This window comes from Aliivibrio sp. S2TY2, from assembly GCF_028765525.1.
In the GTDB taxonomy this organism is placed as follows: Bacteria; Pseudomonadota; Gammaproteobacteria; order Enterobacterales; family Vibrionaceae; genus Aliivibrio; species Aliivibrio finisterrensis_A.
Genome location: NZ_JARACS010000007.1, coordinates 12,810 through 32,511, shown reverse-complemented (window position 1 = coordinate 32,511; position 19,702 = coordinate 12,810). Strand labels below are relative to the sequence as shown.

Genomic DNA, 19,702 nt, shown 5'->3' with positions numbered 1-19,702 from the left:
ACTTTTTCTTTTTTATTTTGACTAAATAGCTAAGCGTATCGCATAACTATTGTAATACTCATTAAGCAACACAGGTTTTTATGATCACTTGCTCTTGCAGATTAACCTCAAGTGCAACTTCATCACATGCGTGTTGACGAGGGCATTGGTCACAATCTTTTAAAACCTTCTCAGGCAGCAGTGAGCGAGAGGTTGGAATAAAGTCTTGCTTCATAAAGAACTCAGGAACACGAGTCAGTACAAATACTTTCTTAATCGCCATTTCACGAGCTTTCTCAACTAAGTGTTGAACAATCGCTTTACCTTGACCTTGGCTTTGCCAACCCGCTTCAACACCTAACGAACGAATCTCCGCTAAACCAGAATCGTATACATATAAAGACGCACAGCCGGTCACTTCTCCGTGATGCTCTGATACAGCAAACGAGCCGATGTCACGTACCAATTCATTACGATTACGAGGTAAGTTCTCACCAAGGCCAGCCCAATACGCAACCATTCCTTCTAATGCATCTAAATCAGTTAAACGAGCAGGACGTACTTTCACTCCCGTTGAATCACGCTCTTCTAAACGTTTACCTGCTTGCTCTACAGCATAAGCGACCTGCTCTGGTGCAACACCACCAAGAGCGCAACGTTTAGCAAGACAAGATTCAATGGTTAAGATCTGATATACATCTTCCTCTATTACATCAGAGAAGGCTTTTAACTCTGCAATAGAAAGTTCTTCTAGTGCGCACCCTTTCTCTATCGCTCCGACTACAGCCACACCAACAATATGGTGCGCTTCACGGAATGGGATGCCTTTGGCTACTAAATAATCCGCTAACTCTGTTGAGTTTGCATAACCCTGTTTTGCCGCTTCAAGGGTACGTTCACCATTAATTTTAATACCTTCAAAACACAGTGCAGCCATTTCAATGCAATCAGACCAGCTGTCTAACGCATCAAATAAGCCTTCTTTATCTTCTTGCATATCCTTGTTATAGGCCAGAGGCAGTGCTTTTACTGTCATCATCATGCCTGCCAATGCTCCGTATACACGGCCACATTTACCACGAATAAGCTCTAACGCATCTGGGTTTTTCTTTTGTGGCATTAATGATGAACCCGAGGTTACCGTATCTGCCAACTCTATGAAGTTTGATTCACCAGAGTTATAAAAAATCATATCTTCTGCAAGACGAGATAAGTGAACCATTGAGATTGAAGCAATCGACATTAACTCCATCACATGGTCACGATCCGACACTGAATCTAGACTGTTACGAGTCGCACGTTGAAAGCCAAGGTTACGAGCCAGTTTCTCACGATCCATTGGATAAGCCGTACCTGCTAAGGCACCAGAGCCTAATGGACAAGTATCTAAACGGTTAACCGCATCTTCAAGACGAGAGTAATCACGTTCAATCATCTCAATATAAGCTAAACACCAATGAGCAAATGTTACAGGTTGCGCACGTTGTAAGTGCGTATAACCAGGCAATACCGTTGCTTGATGTTCGCTTGCGACAGTAACGAGTTGATTGAGAAGTAAATCAAGAGTACGAAGCAGTTGATGGCCTTGTTGGCGACACCATAATTTTAAATCCGTCGCCACCTGATCATTACGCGAACGACCTGTGTGTAATTTTTTACCTAAATCACCCACTTTACCAATCAGCTGAGTTTCAACCCAGCTATGAATATCTTCCGCATCAGATAATAAAATCTGCTCTGGATCTTCCATTACTTCAAGCTTAAGTTCATTTAAAGCTAATTCAAGTTTTTGCTGTTCAAGTTCATTAATCACATTGACAGAAAGTAATGCTTTAGACCATGCAATAGAGCCGACAATGTCTTGTTCTGCAAGGCGATAATCGATACGAAGTGAATCGTTAAATTGTTTAAATCTTGTGTCTGCTGCTTGACTAAAACGTCCGCCCCATAATGCCATGGTGTCTCTCCTAAATGCACAGTGCTCACTGCTTTTTGCAAATATTAATTCTGATTCAATTCAGTATTTTTCTTGATAGTTCAAACTTACGGTAATTCTTGGTAAAAATAAAGGTTTAATTCACTTTATTTACATATTTATTCACCAGTGCGCACATTACCCTAAGTACTAATGTTTAGATAAAAAAAATCGAAGCGCATTTAGTTATTAAATGCACTTCGATTAGTGTAAATCAATTTGTTTAAGTATTGTTACTGAACGTGAAAATTATTTGCTATTCAATGCACGAATACGGCTTGATAGTGAGTAAAGACGAATAAAGCCTTCAGCATGACTTTGGTCATACACTTCATCAGCGCCAAACGTTGCAAACTCTTCTGAGTATAAGCTGTTATCTGAACGCTTTTGAGTGACTGTTGCTTGACCTTTGTAAAGCTTAATCACAACGTCACCATTTACGTCTTGTGCCAACTCTTCTGTTGCAGCTAGGATAGACTTACACAACGGCGTAAACCAACGACCGTCATATACAAGATGAGAAGCTTTAATTCCCAACTCTTCACGAAACTCAAATGAAGCTTTATCTAAAACCAGTTGCTCTACAGCACGCAATGCTTCATTGATGATGGTTCCACCTGGAGTTTCGTAACAACCACGAGACTTCATACCTACCAAACGGTTTTCAACGATATCAATACGACCAACACCGTGCTTAATGCCTTTCTCATTTAGATAAACAACGACTTCATAAGGCGTCATTGTTTTACCATCAACCGCAACAACGGCGCCTTTTTCTACTTTTAAAGAAACCATCTCTGATTCATTTGGTGCTTGCTCTGGATCAACCGTCCACGCCCAACAATCGTCATTTGGTGCATTCCATGTATCTTCAAGAACACCGCCTTCTGTTGAGATGTGCCATGCATTTGCATCGCGAGAATAAATTTTAGTTAATGATGCTGAACAAGGGATATTACGCTCAGCAAGGTAATCTAAACACTCTTCACGGCTAACCAGATCCCACTCACGCCATGGTGCAATCACATGCAGATCAGGGGCAAGTGCAGCAAAAGCGCCTTCAAAACGAATTTGGTCATTACCTTTACCTGTACAGCCATGGCACAATGCATCGGCTCCTACATTACGTGCAACTTCAACTTGTGCTTTAGCAATAATAGGACGTGCCATTGATGTGCCAAGTAGATATTTCCCTTCATACAAAGCGCCTGTTTTAAGCGTTGGGTAAATGTATTCAGCAACCATTTCTTCTTTTAGATCAGCGATATAACATTCGGTAGCACCTGATGCGATGGCTTTTGCTTCAATGCCTTCTAGCTCTTCAGCACCTTGACCAACATCAGCGACAAATGCGATAACTTCACAGTGGTAGTTTTCTTTTAACCACGGGATGATCACAGAGGTATCTAGGCCACCTGAGTATGCAACAACAACCTTGTTTACTTTTATTTTCTTGCTCATTCTATTCTCCTTGCTCCGCATACTCGCGGCGACTGTATTCTAAAAACTAAAAATTGAAACTCATTGCCTACTTAGGCTGAAACTGTGTGCCGATACTGTTACCAATAAACAACTCAGCTAATTTTTCTGGCGAGCGCCATGATGCCACCTCTATCGCTCGACCTAACTCTTGTGCCGCTTCTAATGCCGCTTTTACCTTGACGATCATGCCATCCGTAATCACTTCTTGCTGAATCAATGCCTCTGCTTGCTCTGAATCTAAACTGGTGATCAATTGCTTCTTGCTATCCAATACACCAGCGACATCTGACAATAAAACGAGATCAGCATCTAATGCCGTTGCCACAGCTACTGCTGCTTGGTCTGCATTAACGTTCATTAATTCGCCTTGTTCGGTAATGCCAATAGAGCTAATTATTGGGGTAACTTTTGTCGCTAAAATGGCATTTAACACACTTGCATCACCTGCTGTTGCTAAGCCAACATTACCTAGCTCAGGATTCAGTTGAGTAATATGACATAAACCGCCATCAGCCAAACTCAAACCAATTGCCTTCACTCCACTTTTCATTGCTTGGCCTTGTAGCATTTTATTTGCCGTTCCAGCCAGAGCACCTGCGATATAGCCAATTTGGTCTTTTGGTGTCACACGCAAACCTTCTTTTTTAATGGTTTCAAGCTGAAGTTTATCCATCAACTCATCCACTAAATAACCACCACCATGGACAACGACTAAAGCTCTGTTTGCTTGCTGTTGATAATTTGAAACGGTTTTAAATAATTGTGTTAACGTTTCGGTTGATGATAATACTGCGCCACCTAACTTAATCACTAAAGGACGTTGCTTCATACTAAATACCATACCTTATATTAAAGACGTTAACATTGGAAAGCCAAAACGAATATTAATGCATTGCATTGCTTGGCTTGATGCCCCTTTTAATAAATTGTCAATCGCCGAGACCACAATTAGGTGTTCGCCTTGCACTTTCCAACCGATATCACAGAAAGGGGTTTTCTCTACCGATTGAATTTTTGGCATTTCATTACCCAATAAACGTACCGCTGCAGCTTGGCCATAACTCTTATCAAAAGCGTGTTGAATTTCTTTTTCAGTAACGCCTTTTGTTAATTTAGTGGTTATCGTCGCTAAAATTCCACGCTTAAAATTACCAAGATGAGGCGTAAAGATAACATCACAGCCTAAATGCGCTGCAATTTCAGGTTGGTGACGATGAGTAAATACGCCATAGGGTTGTAGGCTCACTTCACAAAAACTGCTGGCTAAATTCGCTTTACGCCCTGCACCAGTAACACCACTCGTCGAGTTAATTACCGGCCATTGATTCTTATCTAATAAATCAAATTCAACTAATGGTTTTAATGCTAATTGTGATGCAGTTGGATAACATCCTGGTACAGCAACCAATTGAGCTTGAGTGATCGCTTCTGCATTCCACTCTGCTAATCCATAAACCGCTTTATCTAGCCATGCTTCATGCTTATGTTCAAAGCCATAGTATTCAGAATAGAAACCTTCTTGTTGAACGCGAAACGCACCTGACAAATCAAAAACAACACAATCATTCTCTAAAAATGTCGCGGCTAAATCGTGGCTCACCTCATGTGCTGTCGCTAACAACACCACATCAGACTCTTTAGCAACTTGAGTAGCATCCGATAATGGCTGCAACACATCATCAACGATACCTTTTAATGAACCATACAATTCACTAATCGCTTTGCCTTTATCTAAGCTGTTTTCTGATACATACAAACCAGCTAAAGAAAGGTGTGGGTGCTTAAATATCATCAGTGCTAATTCTGCACCTGTATATCCGCTTGCTCCGATGATGGTTGTTTTCAACATAATACGTCCGTTTATCTCTTCATCTATTGAAGGAAAATGCCATTCAAGGTAACTTTAACGTTACACATATTTGATACTGACTTTCCTTTTTATAATTTAGTTTATTCATAAAAATTAAACTAAACTGTATTTCTATTCATTTTATGTGATTTAATATGTGTTTTACAGGGTTCTATCTTTTGTGTCAACAGTGGATGTATGAATAAATGAAATTTCCAGAATTTAAAGACTATTATCAGCAACTCATTTCTACCTCATCGATCAGCTCAACCGATTCAAGTTGGGACGAAGGCAATGCCGAAGTGATCCACAAATTAGCGCAATGGTGTGAAGACTTGGGCTGTGAAGTTGAGATTGAAGAGATCGAAAAAGGCAAACTAAACTTATTGGCTAAACTTGGCTCAGGAGAAGGTGGTCTATTGTTAGCTGGCCACACAGATACCGTGCCTTATGACCAAGGTCGTTGGAACTATGAACCTCATGCATTAACCGAAGCTAACGATCGGTTTTATGGTCTTGGTACCGCTGATATGAAGGGATTTTTTGCTTTCATCTTAGAGGCAATTAAAAATATCAATTGGAAAGACCAATCAAAACCACTTTATATCCTGGCAACCTGTGATGAAGAAACCACCATGCTTGGTGCTCGCCACTTTGCATCAAATACCCAAATACAACCGGATTATTGCATTATCGGTGAGCCTACGAGCCTAAAACCGATACGAGGCCATAAAGGTCACGTTGCGAATGCGATTCGAGTAACAGGTAAGTCAGGGCATTCTTCTGATCCTGCTCATGGAGTAAACGCCTTAGAGATCATGAATGAGATCATGTTTGCATTAATGGGTTTAAAAAATAAACTGGTGAAGGAATATCATAACCCTGGTTTTTCTATCCCATACCCAACACTCAATCTTGGTCATATCCATGGCGGAGACAGCCCTAACCGAATTTGCGGTTGTTGTGAGTTGCATTATGATGTCCGTCCATTGCCGGGGATCAGCCTTGATGGACTCGACAATATGCTGCGTGATGCGCTAAAAGAAGTTGAAGCTAAATGGCCGGGACGAATCGATATCACGCCTCTTCATGATCTTATTCCTGGTTATGAATGCAGCCCAGACAGCCCAATTGTTACAAGTACCGCAGAACTTTGCGGCCAAGAGGTGGAAACCGTGAACTATTGTACCGAGGCTCCTTTCTTACAAGATCTGTGTCCAACGTTAGTTTTAGGTCCTGGGTCAATTGAACAAGCACACCAACCTGATGAATTTTTAGCATTTTCTTTTATTGATCCAACGATCAATGTATTAAGTAAATTGATGTATAAACACTGTTTCTAAGCTGAAATAAATTTACAAAAACCGTCAATATCAAAATGAATATTCGATGATCTACGGCAATAATTTGTTTAAAAAGTCATCGTTTATTCTTCAATATTTGACGAAGCGCCGTAAATTCGGATAGATTGGAGTCAGGAAAAAATTTGGATGTAACAAAATTACACGTATAGGAAGTATGTATGAATGAAAAGTATTCTGCTTTAAAAAGTAATGTCAGCATGTTGGGTCATTTGCTTGGTAATACGATTCGAGACGCACATGGTGAAGAGTTATTAGCAAAAGTTGAAACCATTCGTAAGCTGTCTAAAACAGCACGCGCAGGAAGCGATGAAGACCGTAATGCACTGATTGAAGAAATCAAAAGCCTCCCAGATGATCAATTAACGCCAGTAGCTCGTGCATTCAGTCAATTCCTTAATCTTACCAATATGGCAGAGCAGTACCATACGATTTCACGCCATTGTGAATCACATGTATGCGAACCTGATGCGATTAGCACCCTTTTCTCTAAATTAAATCAAAGTGATGTTAGTAAATTAGATACTGCACAAGCGGTTCGTGAACTGAATATTGAACTGGTATTAACAGCACACCCAACAGAAATTGCCCGTCGTACCATGATCAATAAGTTGGTGAAAATCAACGAATGTTTATCAAAACTTGAGCTTGGTGATATCTCGTTCTCTGAGCGTGACAAAACAGAACGTCGCCTTGAACAACTGATTGCACAAGCGTGGCACTCTGATGTTATTCGTCAAGAACGTCCTACACCATTAGATGAAGCTAAATGGGGTTTTGCCGTTGTTGAAAACTCTTTATGGCAAGGTATTCCTGATTTCTTACGTGAATTCGACCAGCGTTTAGAAGGCCATTTAGGCGAAGGGCTTCCTATTGATGCTCGTCCTGTCCATATGTCTTCTTGGATGGGAGGGGACCGTGATGGTAACCCATTTGTAACGCACAAAATTACGCGAGAAGTCATGCTTCTTTCTCGCTGGAAAGCGGCTGATCTTTACCTAAAAGACATTAACGAATTAGTCAGCGAACTTTCAATGGTAAAATGCTCTGATGAGGTGCGTGAACTGGCTGGCGATGAGCACGAACCTTACCGTGCGATCCTAAAACAACTGCGTGTACTTTTAAGCAATACGTTAGAAAACTTAGACGCACAAATGAAGGGTGAGCTTGCACCAAATAAAGCCATCTTGACTGATGCAGATCAGCTATGGAACCCGCTATACGCGTGTTACCAATCTTTACATGCTTGTGGTATGGGGATCATTGCAGATGGCTCTCTACTGGATACATTGCGTCGTGTGAAAGCGTTTGGTGCCCACCTTGTTCGCCTTGATATTCGCCAAGAAAGTACACGTCACTCAGATGTTTTATCAGAACTTACTCGCTATTTAGGCATCGGTGATTACGACCAGTGGAGCGAACAAGATAAGATTTCTTTCCTTGTTAATGAACTTAGCTCTAAGCGTCCTCTTCTTCCTCGTAATTGGGAGCCATCTCCTGACGTTCAAGAAGTAATTGATACCTGTAAAGTCGTGGCTGAGCAATCAAAAGAAGCGTTAGGCTCTTATGTTATTTCAATGGCTCGTACTGCATCGGATGTATTAGCGGTTCACTTATTACTTCAAGAAGCAGGTTGTCCATTCCGTATGGATGTGTGTCCGCTGTTTGAAACTCTGGACGATTTAAACCGCTCTAAAGAAGTAATGGAACAACTGTTCTCTATTGACTGGTATCGTGGATTTATCCAAAACCATCAAATGGTGATGATCGGTTATTCTGATTCTGCAAAAGATGCTGGTGTAATGTCAGCTGGTTGGGCGCAATACAGTGCGATGGAAGCTCTCGTTGAAGTGTGTGAGAAAGAGAGCATTGAGCTTACTTTATTCCATGGCCGTGGCGGTACTATTGGTCGTGGCGGCGCTCCAGCGCATGCTGCTCTTCTGTCTCAACCACCAAAAAGCTTAAAAGGCGGTTTACGCGTAACTGAACAAGGTGAAATGATCCGCTTTAAATTGGGTCTACCTGAAGTAGCAGTAAACAGCTTTAACCTATACGCAAGTGCGATCCTTGAAGCTAATCTTCTGCCACCACCAGAGCCAAAACAAGATTGGCGTGATCTGATGGAAGTGCTGTCTGAAGTGTCATGTGAAGCCTACCGTAATGTAGTTCGTGGCGAAAAAGACTTTGTACCTTACTTCCGAGCGGCAACGCCAGAGCTAGAACTGGGTAAACTTCCACTAGGATCTCGCCCTGCTAAGCGTAACCCAAATGGTGGTGTTGAAAGCTTACGAGCAATCCCATGGATCTTCTCATGGAGTCAAAACCGTTTGGTTCTTCCTGCGTGGCTAGGTGCTGGTGAAGCAATTCAATATTCAATTGATAAGGGTCACCAAGAGCTATTAGAAGAGATGTGTCGTGAATGGCCATTCTTCTCTACACGTCTTGGTATGCTTGAAATGGTTTACACCAAATGTAATCCACAGATGTCTGAATACTATGACCAACGTTTAACTGATAAGTCTCTATGGCCTCTAGGTGAGCGTCTACGCAATCAATTACAAGCCGATATTAAAGCAGTATTGAACGTAGAGAACAGCGATCACTTAATGGAACGTGACCCATGGGGTTCTGAGTCTATTCGTCTACGTAATATTTATGTCGATCCACTAAATATGCTACAAGCTGAGCTTCTGTTCCGTACTCGTCAAAAAGAAGAGACGTCACCAGAGCTTGAAGAAGCACTAATGGTTACTATTGCTGGTATTGCTGCAGGTATGCGTAATACTGGCTAATCATTAGGATTTAAACCTCCTTCCTATATTCAAAGGTCACTTCGGTGGCCTTTTTATTTCTCATAACATTTCATAAAAAACCTAACACTCATCGCAAATTTATCGTTAATGATGAAATAACAATCAAATACTGCTCCACATCAATATTACAGTATACTATCCTAAATAAGGTCAATTCAGTTTTATAACATATAGCGTGGTTAAAGTGAAACTATCAAAGCTCTCATTACTTATCACTACTCTTGCTTTATCTGCATGTGGTAGCGACGATTCAAATTCAACCTCTGACCCAGTTAAAGTCATAGAGGTTTCAACTCCCGAGGCCATAGAAAAAGAGTTAGTAGATGGCGAAATAAAAGAAGACGAATCTGTCACTTTTAATCTTCCTAATGAAAAATTAACCTTAGCTGACGGTGACGATCTCGTTATTTCAGGCTCTTTAACATTAAAATAGGTATACACATGAAAAAAATACTACTGCTTACTCTATTAAGCATAGCCCCAACAATATCTGCTGCAGTTCTAAATGTAACTGGTAATGGTGAAGTTCAAATAGATGGAAAAACTATTATTAATACTAATACTACTATTGATAGTCGTGGTGTATTAATTGACAAGTCAAAGTTGGTAAATTTACATACATATAATCCAACAGGAACAAAAACTGTTGTTCTACAAGATGATAATGGTAATCAATATAAGTTCTTTTATGAAAATGGAGAATATGTAAGGGAAGAAAGCTGGAGCCTTTATAATAATGTTCTTGTAATGGATTGGTCACAAGAAATTATTAATGGCATCAATACACGTAAAGTAGTTGATGATTGGAGTCAGTTCGACGGTTCACAAGCATTATGCAGCGTTACTTTTTCTGATGAATACATAACTGAAAAAGTAGAACCTCAATATGTGGGGTATGGTGATATTGCTGTTTCTGCATATCGTATGGAAAGAACAGTAGGCTCAACAAACTGCACAAACGCTTATACTATTAACGATAAAGAAATCATCACTGATAATGTACTACGCACACCAATAACAACTTTTGCTTACGATGCTAATAATGCTGAATGTTTATTAACAGATTTCAGGGCCCCTTGGTTAAACAAAGGTAGTAGCCAAGCTAGAATTTACTGTAAAGGCTTAGGTTTAGTTGAATTTGGCTATACTGGTCAAGAATATCGCTTACTCCGAGTTGAGTAAAAATTCTTACCGTATTCTAATTCTCAAAGGTCACTTCGGTGGCCTTTTTTATCTTTTATCTTTTATCTTTTATCTTTTATCTTTTATCTTTTATCTTTTAGATAGATACAGACACAAAAAAACCGCTATAGTAGCGGCTCTTTATAATGAGTTCGAAAGATAATCTAACTTAACCTTTAGGACGTACACCTAGTGTATGGCACAGTGCGTAAGTATGCTCTGCACGGTTTAGAGTGTAGAAGTGAAAGTCTTTCACTCCTTCACGGCTTAGAACTCGTGTCATATCGATAGCGTGACTTGCTCCTACCATTTGACGAGTCACAGGATCATCATCCAAGCCTTCAAACTGCTGTGCCATCCAGCCTGGGATCTTCACATTATTCATCTTGGCGAAACGAGAAGCTTGTTTAAAATTCGATACAGGTAAAATACCAGGGATGATCTCAACATCAATGCCAGCTGACACACAACGGTCACGAAAACGCAGGTAACTTTCTACATCAAAGAAGAATTGAGTAATCGCACGGTTCGCACCCGCATCCACTTTACGTTTTAGATTCAATAAATCGGCCTGCGCACTTTTTGCTTCAGGGTGAACTTCAGGAAAAGCAGCCACTGAAATATCAAAGTCATGTTGAGACTTCAGTAATTCAACAAGATCAGAAGCGTACATTTCTGGAGCACCGCCACCAGCTGGGATATCACCACGTAATGCAACGATATCTTTAATGCCATTTGCCCAATAGTCATTAGCAATATCAATCAACTCTGAGCGACTTGCATCAATACAAGTTAAATGCGGGGCAGCAATAAGACCCGTTTGCTCTTTAATTTCTTTAATAATGGAGTGAGTACGATCACGCTCGCCTGAGTTTGCGCCATAAGTTACCGACACAAATTTCGGTTGTAAGGTTTTTAATCGGTGAATAGAGTTCCACAACGTTTCTTCCATCTTCTCTGAACTTGGTGGAAAAAACTCAAAAGAGACATTGATATTACCATCAAGCTCAGCAATATTTTGATTCAGTGACTCTAAGTGGCTTGCGTGTGAATAGGCCATATCTTGCTCTCCCTGCTGTAATGCTAAAGATAGTGCATTACAAAAAATATATCATCCATGGCGACATCATTTAGACGTCTATATGTCTACAGAATGTATGTTATGGAGTTCAATGTCAAGGGGCTGATTATGAATTTTTCTCAAGTTGTTATTGAGTTATTTTCAAGATAGAAAAGCAGACGAGAATAATGGATCGAAATAAGAATATAACGGAGAGATAAAAAAAACGCCAGCACTAAGGCTGGCGTTTAAATTATTAGTTGGCTATTGATTACTCAGCAGCAACAACTTCTAATTTCAATGTAGCAAATACTTCAGAGTGAAGTTGGATGCTAACTTCGAAAGAACCAGTTGTACGTAGAGCGCCTTCAGGAAGACGAACTTCGCTTTTCGCAACTTTAACGCCTGCAGCTGTAATAGCGTCAGCGATGTCACGAGTACCGATTGAACCGAATAGTTTACCTTCGTCACCAGATTTTGATGCGATAGTAACTTCTAGAGCGTTAACAGACTCAGCACGAGCTTCTGCAGCAGCTAGTTGCTTAGCAACGTTAGCTTCTAATTCAGCGCGACGAGTTTCAAACATCTCTACGTTAGCTTTAGTTGCCATAACAGCCTTACCTTGTGGGATAAGGAAGTTACGTGCGTAACCAGCTTTAACGTTAACTTGGTCGCCAAGGCTACCTAGGTTACCGATTTTATCAAGTAGAATAACTTGCATTATCTTAGTCCTCTATATACTTAATTAAACAACTAACGACTTACAGATGCTTATCTGTGTACGGTAGAAGTGCAAGGTAACGAGAACGCTTGATAGCGCGAGCTAGCTGACGTTGGTATTTAGCACGAGTACCAGTGATACGGCTAGGTACGATTTTACCAGCTTCAGTGATGTAGTTTTTTAGAGTTGCTACGTCTTTGTAGTCAATCTCTTGTACGCCTTCTGCTGTAAAACGGCAGAATTTACGACGACGGAAGAAACGAGCCATGGGCTATCTCCAGATCTAAATTAATTTAATATGCTCAGCATGTAACACTACTCTCGCCACGCCATTTCGGCCTGTCTGATAAGTGATAAAACCACCTACCGTAACGTTACTGCTTTGAGCTAAGTTTGCAGTTAAAGCTTGAGACCCTTGTCCACTCACTACCACGTTCATTCTGCAATAGACTTCACGTGATAAGCCAGCTTCCTGTTTAATCGAACGATGCTCAATGACAAAATGACAATGAGGTATGCCCGCAGGACTAAGACTTCGAACCGGAGCCTTGGTTATTACACCGCTTAACTCCAATCGATTGGTCATCAATTCAATTACTCAGCAGCAGCTTCTTCAGCGCGTGGTGCAGCGTCTTCACGCTTAGCAGAACGCTCTTCTTTAGCTTTCATCATTACTGATGGCTCAGTGATCGCAGCTTTAGTACGCATGATCATGTTACGTAGAACAGCATCGTTGTAACGGAATGCAGTTTCTAGTTCATCAATAACAGCTTGCTCAGACTCAACGTTCATAAGAACGTAGTGTGCTTTGTGCAGTTTGTTGATTGGGTAAGCCATTTGACGACGACCCCAATCTTCTAGACGGTGGATAGTACCACCAGCTTCTGTGATTGAACCTGTGTAACGCTCGATCATGCCAGCAACTTGCTCGCTTTGATCAGGATGCACCATGAATACGATTTCATAATGACGCATTGGTTGCTCCTTACGGATTATTCAGCTTCCACGATTGGCTCAGTCATCCAAGGGAAGCAAGGAACTAAAAAAAAGACTGAGAATTAAGAACGGCGGATAGTATAGAAAAACAGCGTTATTGGCAAGAAAAAGATAACTAAATCACAAAAATATTTTCTCTGATTTCAAAGAAAAAAAGAAGGTAATGAAACACTCATCACCTTCTCACTTAGCTTGCTGTTTTATCTGTTATTTCGCCTTATAACGAACGCTGGCGTACCGCTTCAAATAAACACACACCAGAAGCTACAGATACATTTAAACTGGTTACAGAGCCTGCCATTGGGATTTTAATCAGGTCATCGCAAGTCTCACGAGTTAGGCGACGCATACCATCACCTTCTGCGCCCATAACGATTGCTAATGGGCCGGTCAGTTTCGCTTGATAAACATCATGCGTCGCTTCACCAGCAGTACCAACAAACCATACGCCTTTCTCTTGCAGAGCACGCATCGTACGAGCCAGGTTAGTCACGCGAACCAAAGGAACCACTTCTGCTGCACCACAAGCAACTTTACTTACCGTTGCTGTCATTGATGCTGACTTATCTTTAGGTACGATTACCGCAGCAACACCAGCACCGTCAGCATTACGTAGACAAGCACCTAAGTTGTGTGGATCGGTAACGCCATCCAGCACTAAGAATAATGGATTCTCAGATTGTGCCATGATGTCGTCTAGATCGTTTTCATTAAGCTGCTTAGCAGGAGTAACACGAGCAATAATACCTTGGTGATTCGCACCATTTGCTTTGTCATCCAACGTTTTACGTGGAAGCTCTTGGATTTTAAACCCAAGATCAGTCAGTTCCTTGATAATAGGTAACAAACGATCGTCTTCACGACCTTTTAATACAAATATTTCAATAAAACGGGCCGGATCACGCTCTAATACTGCTTTGGCTGCGTGGATGCCAAAAATAAATTCATTACTCATGCTGTCGCTTCTTTCTATTACAAATTAGTGGTTCTAATGGAGCATAGTCGCTCCATTATCGAATCGTTACTTATTCCGCTTTTGGCTTAGGTTTTCTTGCGCGCACTTTTTTCTTGTGCTTTGGTTTCGGCTTTCTTTTTGCCTTTACCTCATCAGCTGATCCATCAGGACGCTTTGTTGGCTCTACCATGGCTTGAGCTTTTGATTTCACTTTGCCCTTACCTTTGGATTTACGCTCACCTAATTGACCACGGCCTTTTGGCTCCGCTTTCTCGCCTTTTTTCTTCGCTTTGAAGTTTGGATCACGGCGAGGTTCTTTTTTGCCATCGCGTTTCTTCGCATTGTCTTTAGCCGTTTTACCGTGACCACGCGCTTTACGCATTGAACTTGTGCATTCAAAGTCAATATTGCGATCATCAAGATTTACCGCAACCACTTTAACCGTAACTTGATCACCAAGACGGAAAACTTGACCCGAGCTTTCACCCGTTAAACGTTGGCCAGCAGGATCAAACTGATAGTAATCATTTGCTAACGATGAAATATGAACCAAGCCATCGATATGCAAATCATTTAATCGAACAAAGAAACCGAAGCCGGTGACATTGGCAATCACACCTTCTAGCTCTTCACCAATATGATCTTGCATGTATTCACATTTAAGCCAATCAGCAACATCACGTGTAGCATCATCAGCACGACGCTCAGTCATTGAACATTGCTCACCAAATACATCCATATCATCGAATGAATAATGGTAACCACCTGTTGGTGTCCAACGATCGTTATTTTGGCCTTTCTCTTTGGCAATTAGATACTTAATTGCGCGGTGTAGCAGTAGATCAGGATAACGACGAATTGGCGATGTAAAGTGCGCATAACGCTTCAATGCTAGACCGAAGTGGCCTTGGTTATCTGCATTGTATACCGCTTGCTTCATTGAACGCAGCAGCATCGTTTGGATCAGTTCTTTGTCAGGACGATCGGCAATCACATGCACCAATTGACCGTAATCTGTTGGTAATGGTGTTAGCCCGCCAGATAAACTTAAACCCAGCTCGCCTAAGAAATCACGGAAACCTTGTAGGCGCTCTTCACCTGGTGATTCATGCACACGATACAACGCAGGCTCTTTGGCTTTTTCAACAAAAGAAGCCGACGCGATGTTCGCTAAAATCATACACTCTTCGATGATCTTATGAGCGTCATTACGAATCACTGGTTCAATGCGGTCAATCTTACGATCGGCATTAAAGATAAACTTAGTTTCAATGGTTTCAAACTCAATCGCACCACGAGCTTCACGTGCTGTTTTTAGCACCTGATACATATTATGAAGCTCTTTAAGATGCGGAACTAATGGCTCATAACGTTGAGTTAGTTCTTCATCACCATCAAGAATATCACTTACTTTGTTGTAAGTAAGACGAGCGTGTGAGTTCATTACCGCTTCGTAATGCTTAAAACCTGACAGCTTGCCTGATGCAGAGATAGTCATCTCACACACCATACATAGACGGTCAACTTGTGGGTTCAATGAACATAAGCCATTCGATAATACTTCTGGTAGCATTGGTACTACTTGCGCAGGGAAGTAAACCGAGTTACCACGCTGAATCGCTTCTTTGTCTAATGCGTTATCAGGGCGAACATAATAACTTACATCAGCAATCGCAACCCATAAACGCCAACCACCAGAGGCTTTCGCTTGACAGAACACCGCATCATCGAAGTCACGAGCATCTTCACCATCAATCGTTACTAATGGTAATTCACGAAGATCGACACGACCTTCTTTTGCTTCTTCAGGTACTTCTTCTGCTAAGCCTTCAACTTGTTTTTCAACGGCTGTAGGCCATACATGAGGAATATTGTGAGTGCGTAGTGCAATATCGATCTCCATGCCTGGTGCCATATTCTCACCAAGAACTTCAATCACTTCACCTGACATGCCACGAGCGCGGCCACCACGGTCCGTGATATTAATCACAACAACATTCCCCATGCGAGCACCCATTTTATGCTCTTTAGGGATAAAGATATCTTGGTTGATCCGTGAATCATCAGGAACAACAAAGCCAAGGCCATCTTCAATAAAGAATCGACCAACAATACCTTCGTTATGAGGTTCTAATACACGTACAACTCGGCCTTCTTTGCGGCCTCGTTTATCGGTACCTGTTGGCTGAACTAATACCACATCACCATGAATGACTTTTTTCATTTGGTGGAAAGGCAAAAGCACATCGTTGTCTTTACCAACACTGCCTTCAGGACGGATCCAACCGAACCCATCACGGTGTCCAAGTACCACACCTTTTAATACTTCAATGCGTTCTGGTAATGCATAGCACTGACGACGAGTGAACACTAACTGTCCATCTCGTTCCATCGCTCTTAAACGACGACGTAAGCCTTCATAGTTATCTTCACCAGATAAACCTAGGGCTTCGAATAAGTCATTACGATTTAAAGGAGCGTCTGCTTTTTGAAAGAATTCAAGAATACATTCACGACTTGGAATTGGATTCTCATACTTTTCTGCTTCTCGATCTTTGAAAGGATCGTTTTGAATAATCTTAGACATAGGCGACCTGCTTAGTCAGAGGAGATAATAAGGTAATTGTACCTGAGTATGCATATAACAGATAGAAAAGGATTTGGAATTACGGTCTTAAACGCGATTTAGCAAAATCAGTAATTCACTATTATCTGTCAACATATCCTGAATCGTATAATTGTCTAATTCATCCAAGAATGCTTGTTTCGCTTTAGCAAGAGCACCTTTAAGTCGACAGGCAGAAGTAATATGACAAAATTCAGGTGCGCAATTTACAACCTGTAGTGGTTCAATCGAACGGATCACATCACCTATAATAATTTGATTTGCTGGCTTACCTAAACAAATACCACCATTCTTACCTCGAACCGTTTTTACATAGCCTTCTTGACCTAATTTATTGATGATCTTCACCATATGGTTACGCGATACACCAAATGCTTCAGTTACAACTGTAATACTGGTTAGTTCATCTTCAGGCAATGACGCTAGGAATATCAAGGCTCTTAGGCCAAAGTCGGTAAAATTTGTTAGTTGCATATCCTCTCCTTATCTTTATTTATTGTAAATCTTCTCTTGACCAAAAGATATATTTTAGATACAACTTATAACATACATAATAAATACACCTTTAAAGGTACACATCATGCTCAACAAAAATACTATTGATATCATTAAATCAACGATTCCATTACTTGCACAAACAGGCCCGGCATTAACTGCTCATTTTTATGATCGTATGTTTACTCATAACCCTGAGTTAAAAGATGTTTTTAACATGAGTAACCAACGCAATGGCGACCAACGTGAAGCCTTATTTAATGCTATCTGTGCTTATGCGGGTAATATTGAAAACCTAGAAGTGCTATTACCCGCCGTAGAGAAAATAGCCCACAAACATACGAGTTTTATGATCACCGCTGAGCAATACAACATTGTTGGTGGTCACTTACTTGCAACGCTTGATGAGATGTTTTCTCCAGGCCAAGAAGTTCTTGATGCTTGGGGTGAAGCTTATGGTGTACTTGCTAACGTCTTCATTCAACGTGAAGAGCAAATCTATCAAGATAATAATGCTCTTGATGGGGGTTGGCGCGGACTGCGTGAGTTTGAGTTAATCGCAAAAGAAAAAGAGAGTGAGCACATCACTAGCTTTACGTTTATGCCTACAGATGATCAGCCCGTTTCCCACTTCAAGCCAGGTCAATACATTGGTATTTACTTAAACCCTGAAGAATTTGAAAACCAAGAAATTCGTCAATACAGCTTATCTTCAGCGCCTCAAGAAAAAACATATCGTATCTCAGTAAAACGAGAAGATAGCGGTAAAGCCTCAAATTACCTACATGCATCTCTGAATATTGGCGATAAGGTAAACCTTACTGCACCTGCGGGCGATTTCTTCTTAGAAGTTGGAGCATCAACACCTGTTACGCTTATTTCTGCAGGTGTTGGCTTAACTCCGACTCTTTCTATGTTAGAAACACTGACCCAACATAAAGAAAAAGTAACATGGTTACACGCAACGGAAAATAGCTCTCAACATGCATTTAAACAACACATTTCTACTTTAGCTGAAAAGCATGAGCATATCTCTGCGTATACTTGGTATAACCAACCACAGGAAACAGATACAGTAAATCAAGACTTCCAATTTAACGGTTTAATTAATTTAACTGAGGTTAAAGAAGAGATCGTCTCTGATAATGGTCACTACTACTTCTGTGGTCCTGTTGGCTTTATGCAGCATGTCGCGAAGCAATTGATTGAACTGGGTATTACTGAGGATCGCATTCATTACGAGTGCTTTGGTCCTCATAAAGTCCTATAAATAATAGAGTCTTAAATGCAAAAACGCCCAGTGATAAATTATCACTGGGCGTTTTTTTAGAGCTGATGAAATTACATATCTACCAGAAGGTATCTCGTCTTTTGGCTCTAGCAATCACATTGCCAGGCATACGCATCTCTAATCCATTTCTTAAATTAGCAATTCGTTTATGTTTACGTCCATCTGAAGTCACCGTGTTATATAACCATCGATACGCGTCTTCATAATCAAGTGGGCTACCATAATCACTCAATAGTAGCTCAGCAAGATGAATACGAGCATTTACATTTCCCATTCCTGCGGCTTCACGCAAGTAAGGAATTGCTCGCTCTCTATCTTGTTGAACCAAGGTACCTTTGGCGTAATATCGACCAATCTGCTCAAGTGCTGCGGGTAAACCTTGTCTTGCTGCATTTTCCATGTAGTAAAGCCCTAGCTCTACATCACGATCCACACATACTCCCCACGCCAACATGTCTCCGTAAAGAAACTCGTAAGCAGGTGAATCAATCTTAGTAGCACGAGCTACAATGTCTTCAACTAATTGACAATTATCTACATTTTTCACACGGGTTAGGTGTGAATTTGTATCAAATAATCGAAACAGTTGGTTTTCGGTATAGATTGGGATCGGTTCTCCGATCTCTTCGCTAGAAGCATGCATAGGCACTAGTGCTACCATGCAGGCTGCTACGAGATGTCGTAGTTTCATAATTCATCAACTCTTTATAACTGTATTTATTATATCGACGTAAGCGGCAAGTTCTTTAGGCAAAATTTGCCCTTAGTGGCAACTTTTTGCCCATACTTTATAAGTTGTTGATTAAATGAAATTTAGAAGCTTGGATGGGATGAGCTTGGGAGCTAATACCATTCTGGATAAGTAGTTGTTCAGATAATTGCGTAGGAAAAATCGATTAGAGCAAGGCATAAATTAT

The 19,702-nt window shown here is 40.9% G+C and carries 18 protein-coding genes; 5 read left to right on the top strand and 13 right to left on the bottom strand.

Annotation, left to right across the window (positions count from 1 at the left end):
• Positions 1–61 precede the first annotated feature (61 nt).
• The 4 genes from argH to argC form a co-directional block, all read right to left on the bottom strand.
• On the bottom strand, positions 62–1,936 hold the full coding sequence (gene argH, locus PVK63_RS12170) for an argininosuccinate lyase (RefSeq protein WP_130088134.1): 1,875 nt from the start codon (positions 1,934–1,936) through the stop codon (positions 62–64).
• 267 nt (positions 1,937–2,203) lie between these two features.
• Positions 2,204–3,415, bottom strand: a complete 1,212-nt coding sequence (locus PVK63_RS12165) for an argininosuccinate synthase (RefSeq protein ID WP_130047191.1) — start codon at positions 3,413–3,415, stop codon at positions 2,204–2,206.
• Positions 3,416–3,482: 67 nt separating this feature from the next.
• Positions 3,483–4,265, bottom strand: a complete 783-nt coding sequence (gene argB / locus PVK63_RS12160) for an acetylglutamate kinase (RefSeq protein WP_130088133.1) — start codon at positions 4,263–4,265, stop codon at positions 3,483–3,485.
• 15 nt (positions 4,266–4,280) lie between these two features.
• Complete coding sequence (gene argC / locus PVK63_RS12155; RefSeq protein WP_130088132.1) at positions 4,281–5,285, bottom strand: N-acetyl-gamma-glutamyl-phosphate reductase; 1,005 nt, start codon at positions 5,283–5,285, stop codon at positions 4,281–4,283.
• A 206-nt stretch (positions 5,286–5,491) separates the two neighbouring features.
• Here argC and argE point away from each other — a divergent pair, with 206 nt between their 5' ends.
• The 4 genes from argE (at position 5,492) to PVK63_RS12135 (ending at position 10,641) form a co-directional block, all read left to right on the top strand.
• Positions 5,492–6,628, top strand: a complete 1,137-nt coding sequence (argE, locus tag PVK63_RS12150) for an acetylornithine deacetylase (RefSeq protein ID WP_130088131.1) — start codon at positions 5,492–5,494, stop codon at positions 6,626–6,628.
• A gap of 179 nt (positions 6,629–6,807) precedes the next feature.
• On the top strand, positions 6,808–9,438 hold the full coding sequence (gene ppc / locus PVK63_RS12145) for a phosphoenolpyruvate carboxylase (protein ID WP_130043876.1): 2,631 nt from the start codon (positions 6,808–6,810) through the stop codon (positions 9,436–9,438).
• Positions 9,439–9,643: 205 nt separating this feature from the next.
• A complete protein-coding gene (locus PVK63_RS12140; protein ID WP_274440544.1) occupies positions 9,644–9,892 on the top strand; it encodes a hypothetical protein in 249 nt (82 codons plus the stop codon).
• Between the two features lie 8 nt (positions 9,893–9,900).
• Positions 9,901–10,641 (top strand): hypothetical protein, encoded by a 741-nt coding sequence (locus PVK63_RS12135; protein WP_274440545.1) that lies wholly within the window; start codon positions 9,901–9,903, stop codon positions 10,639–10,641.
• Positions 10,642–10,810: 169 nt separating this feature from the next.
• Here PVK63_RS12135 and metF read toward each other — a convergent pair whose 3' ends face one another.
• The 8 genes from metF to nsrR form a co-directional block, all read right to left on the bottom strand.
• Positions 10,811–11,701, bottom strand: a complete 891-nt coding sequence (gene metF, locus PVK63_RS12130; RefSeq protein ID WP_130088130.1) for a methylenetetrahydrofolate reductase — start codon at positions 11,699–11,701, stop codon at positions 10,811–10,813.
• 271 nt (positions 11,702–11,972) lie between these two features.
• Entirely contained in the window at positions 11,973–12,422 is a 450-nt protein-coding gene (gene rplI / locus PVK63_RS12125; RefSeq protein ID WP_130043874.1) for a 50S ribosomal protein L9, read from the bottom strand.
• Positions 12,423–12,462: 40 nt separating this feature from the next.
• Positions 12,463–12,690 (bottom strand): 30S ribosomal protein S18, encoded by a 228-nt coding sequence (gene rpsR / locus PVK63_RS12120; RefSeq protein WP_005421136.1) that lies wholly within the window; start codon positions 12,688–12,690, stop codon positions 12,463–12,465.
• 15 nt (positions 12,691–12,705) lie between these two features.
• Complete coding sequence (priB, locus tag PVK63_RS12115) at positions 12,706–13,008, bottom strand: primosomal replication protein N (RefSeq protein WP_130049239.1); 303 nt, start codon at positions 13,006–13,008, stop codon at positions 12,706–12,708.
• Positions 13,009–13,016: 8 nt separating this feature from the next.
• On the bottom strand, positions 13,017–13,397 hold the full coding sequence (gene rpsF / locus PVK63_RS12110; protein ID WP_005421140.1) for a 30S ribosomal protein S6: 381 nt from the start codon (positions 13,395–13,397) through the stop codon (positions 13,017–13,019).
• Between the two features lie 238 nt (positions 13,398–13,635).
• Positions 13,636–14,373, bottom strand: coding sequence for a 23S rRNA (guanosine(2251)-2'-O)-methyltransferase RlmB (gene rlmB, locus PVK63_RS12105; RefSeq protein ID WP_130049238.1), 738 nt, complete (start codon positions 14,371–14,373; stop codon positions 13,636–13,638).
• A 70-nt stretch (positions 14,374–14,443) separates the two neighbouring features.
• The gene (gene rnr, locus PVK63_RS12100) at positions 14,444–16,960 is read right to left on the bottom strand and encodes a ribonuclease R (RefSeq protein ID WP_130088129.1); all 2,517 of its coding nucleotides are present in this window, start codon (positions 16,958–16,960) and stop codon (positions 14,444–14,446) included.
• A gap of 87 nt (positions 16,961–17,047) precedes the next feature.
• Positions 17,048–17,473, bottom strand: a complete 426-nt coding sequence (gene nsrR, locus PVK63_RS12095; RefSeq protein ID WP_130043869.1) for a nitric oxide-sensing transcriptional repressor NsrR — start codon at positions 17,471–17,473, stop codon at positions 17,048–17,050.
• 106 nt (positions 17,474–17,579) lie between these two features.
• Between nsrR and hmpA the strand changes: the two genes are divergently transcribed.
• Positions 17,580–18,764, top strand: a complete 1,185-nt coding sequence (gene hmpA / locus PVK63_RS12090; RefSeq protein WP_130088128.1) for an NO-inducible flavohemoprotein — start codon at positions 17,580–17,582, stop codon at positions 18,762–18,764.
• A 79-nt stretch (positions 18,765–18,843) separates the two neighbouring features.
• Here the strand turns inward: hmpA and motX are convergent, their stop codons facing one another.
• On the bottom strand, positions 18,844–19,476 hold the full coding sequence (motX, locus tag PVK63_RS12085) for a flagellar protein MotX (protein WP_130043867.1): 633 nt from the start codon (positions 19,474–19,476) through the stop codon (positions 18,844–18,846).
• Positions 19,477–19,702 lie beyond the last annotated feature (226 nt).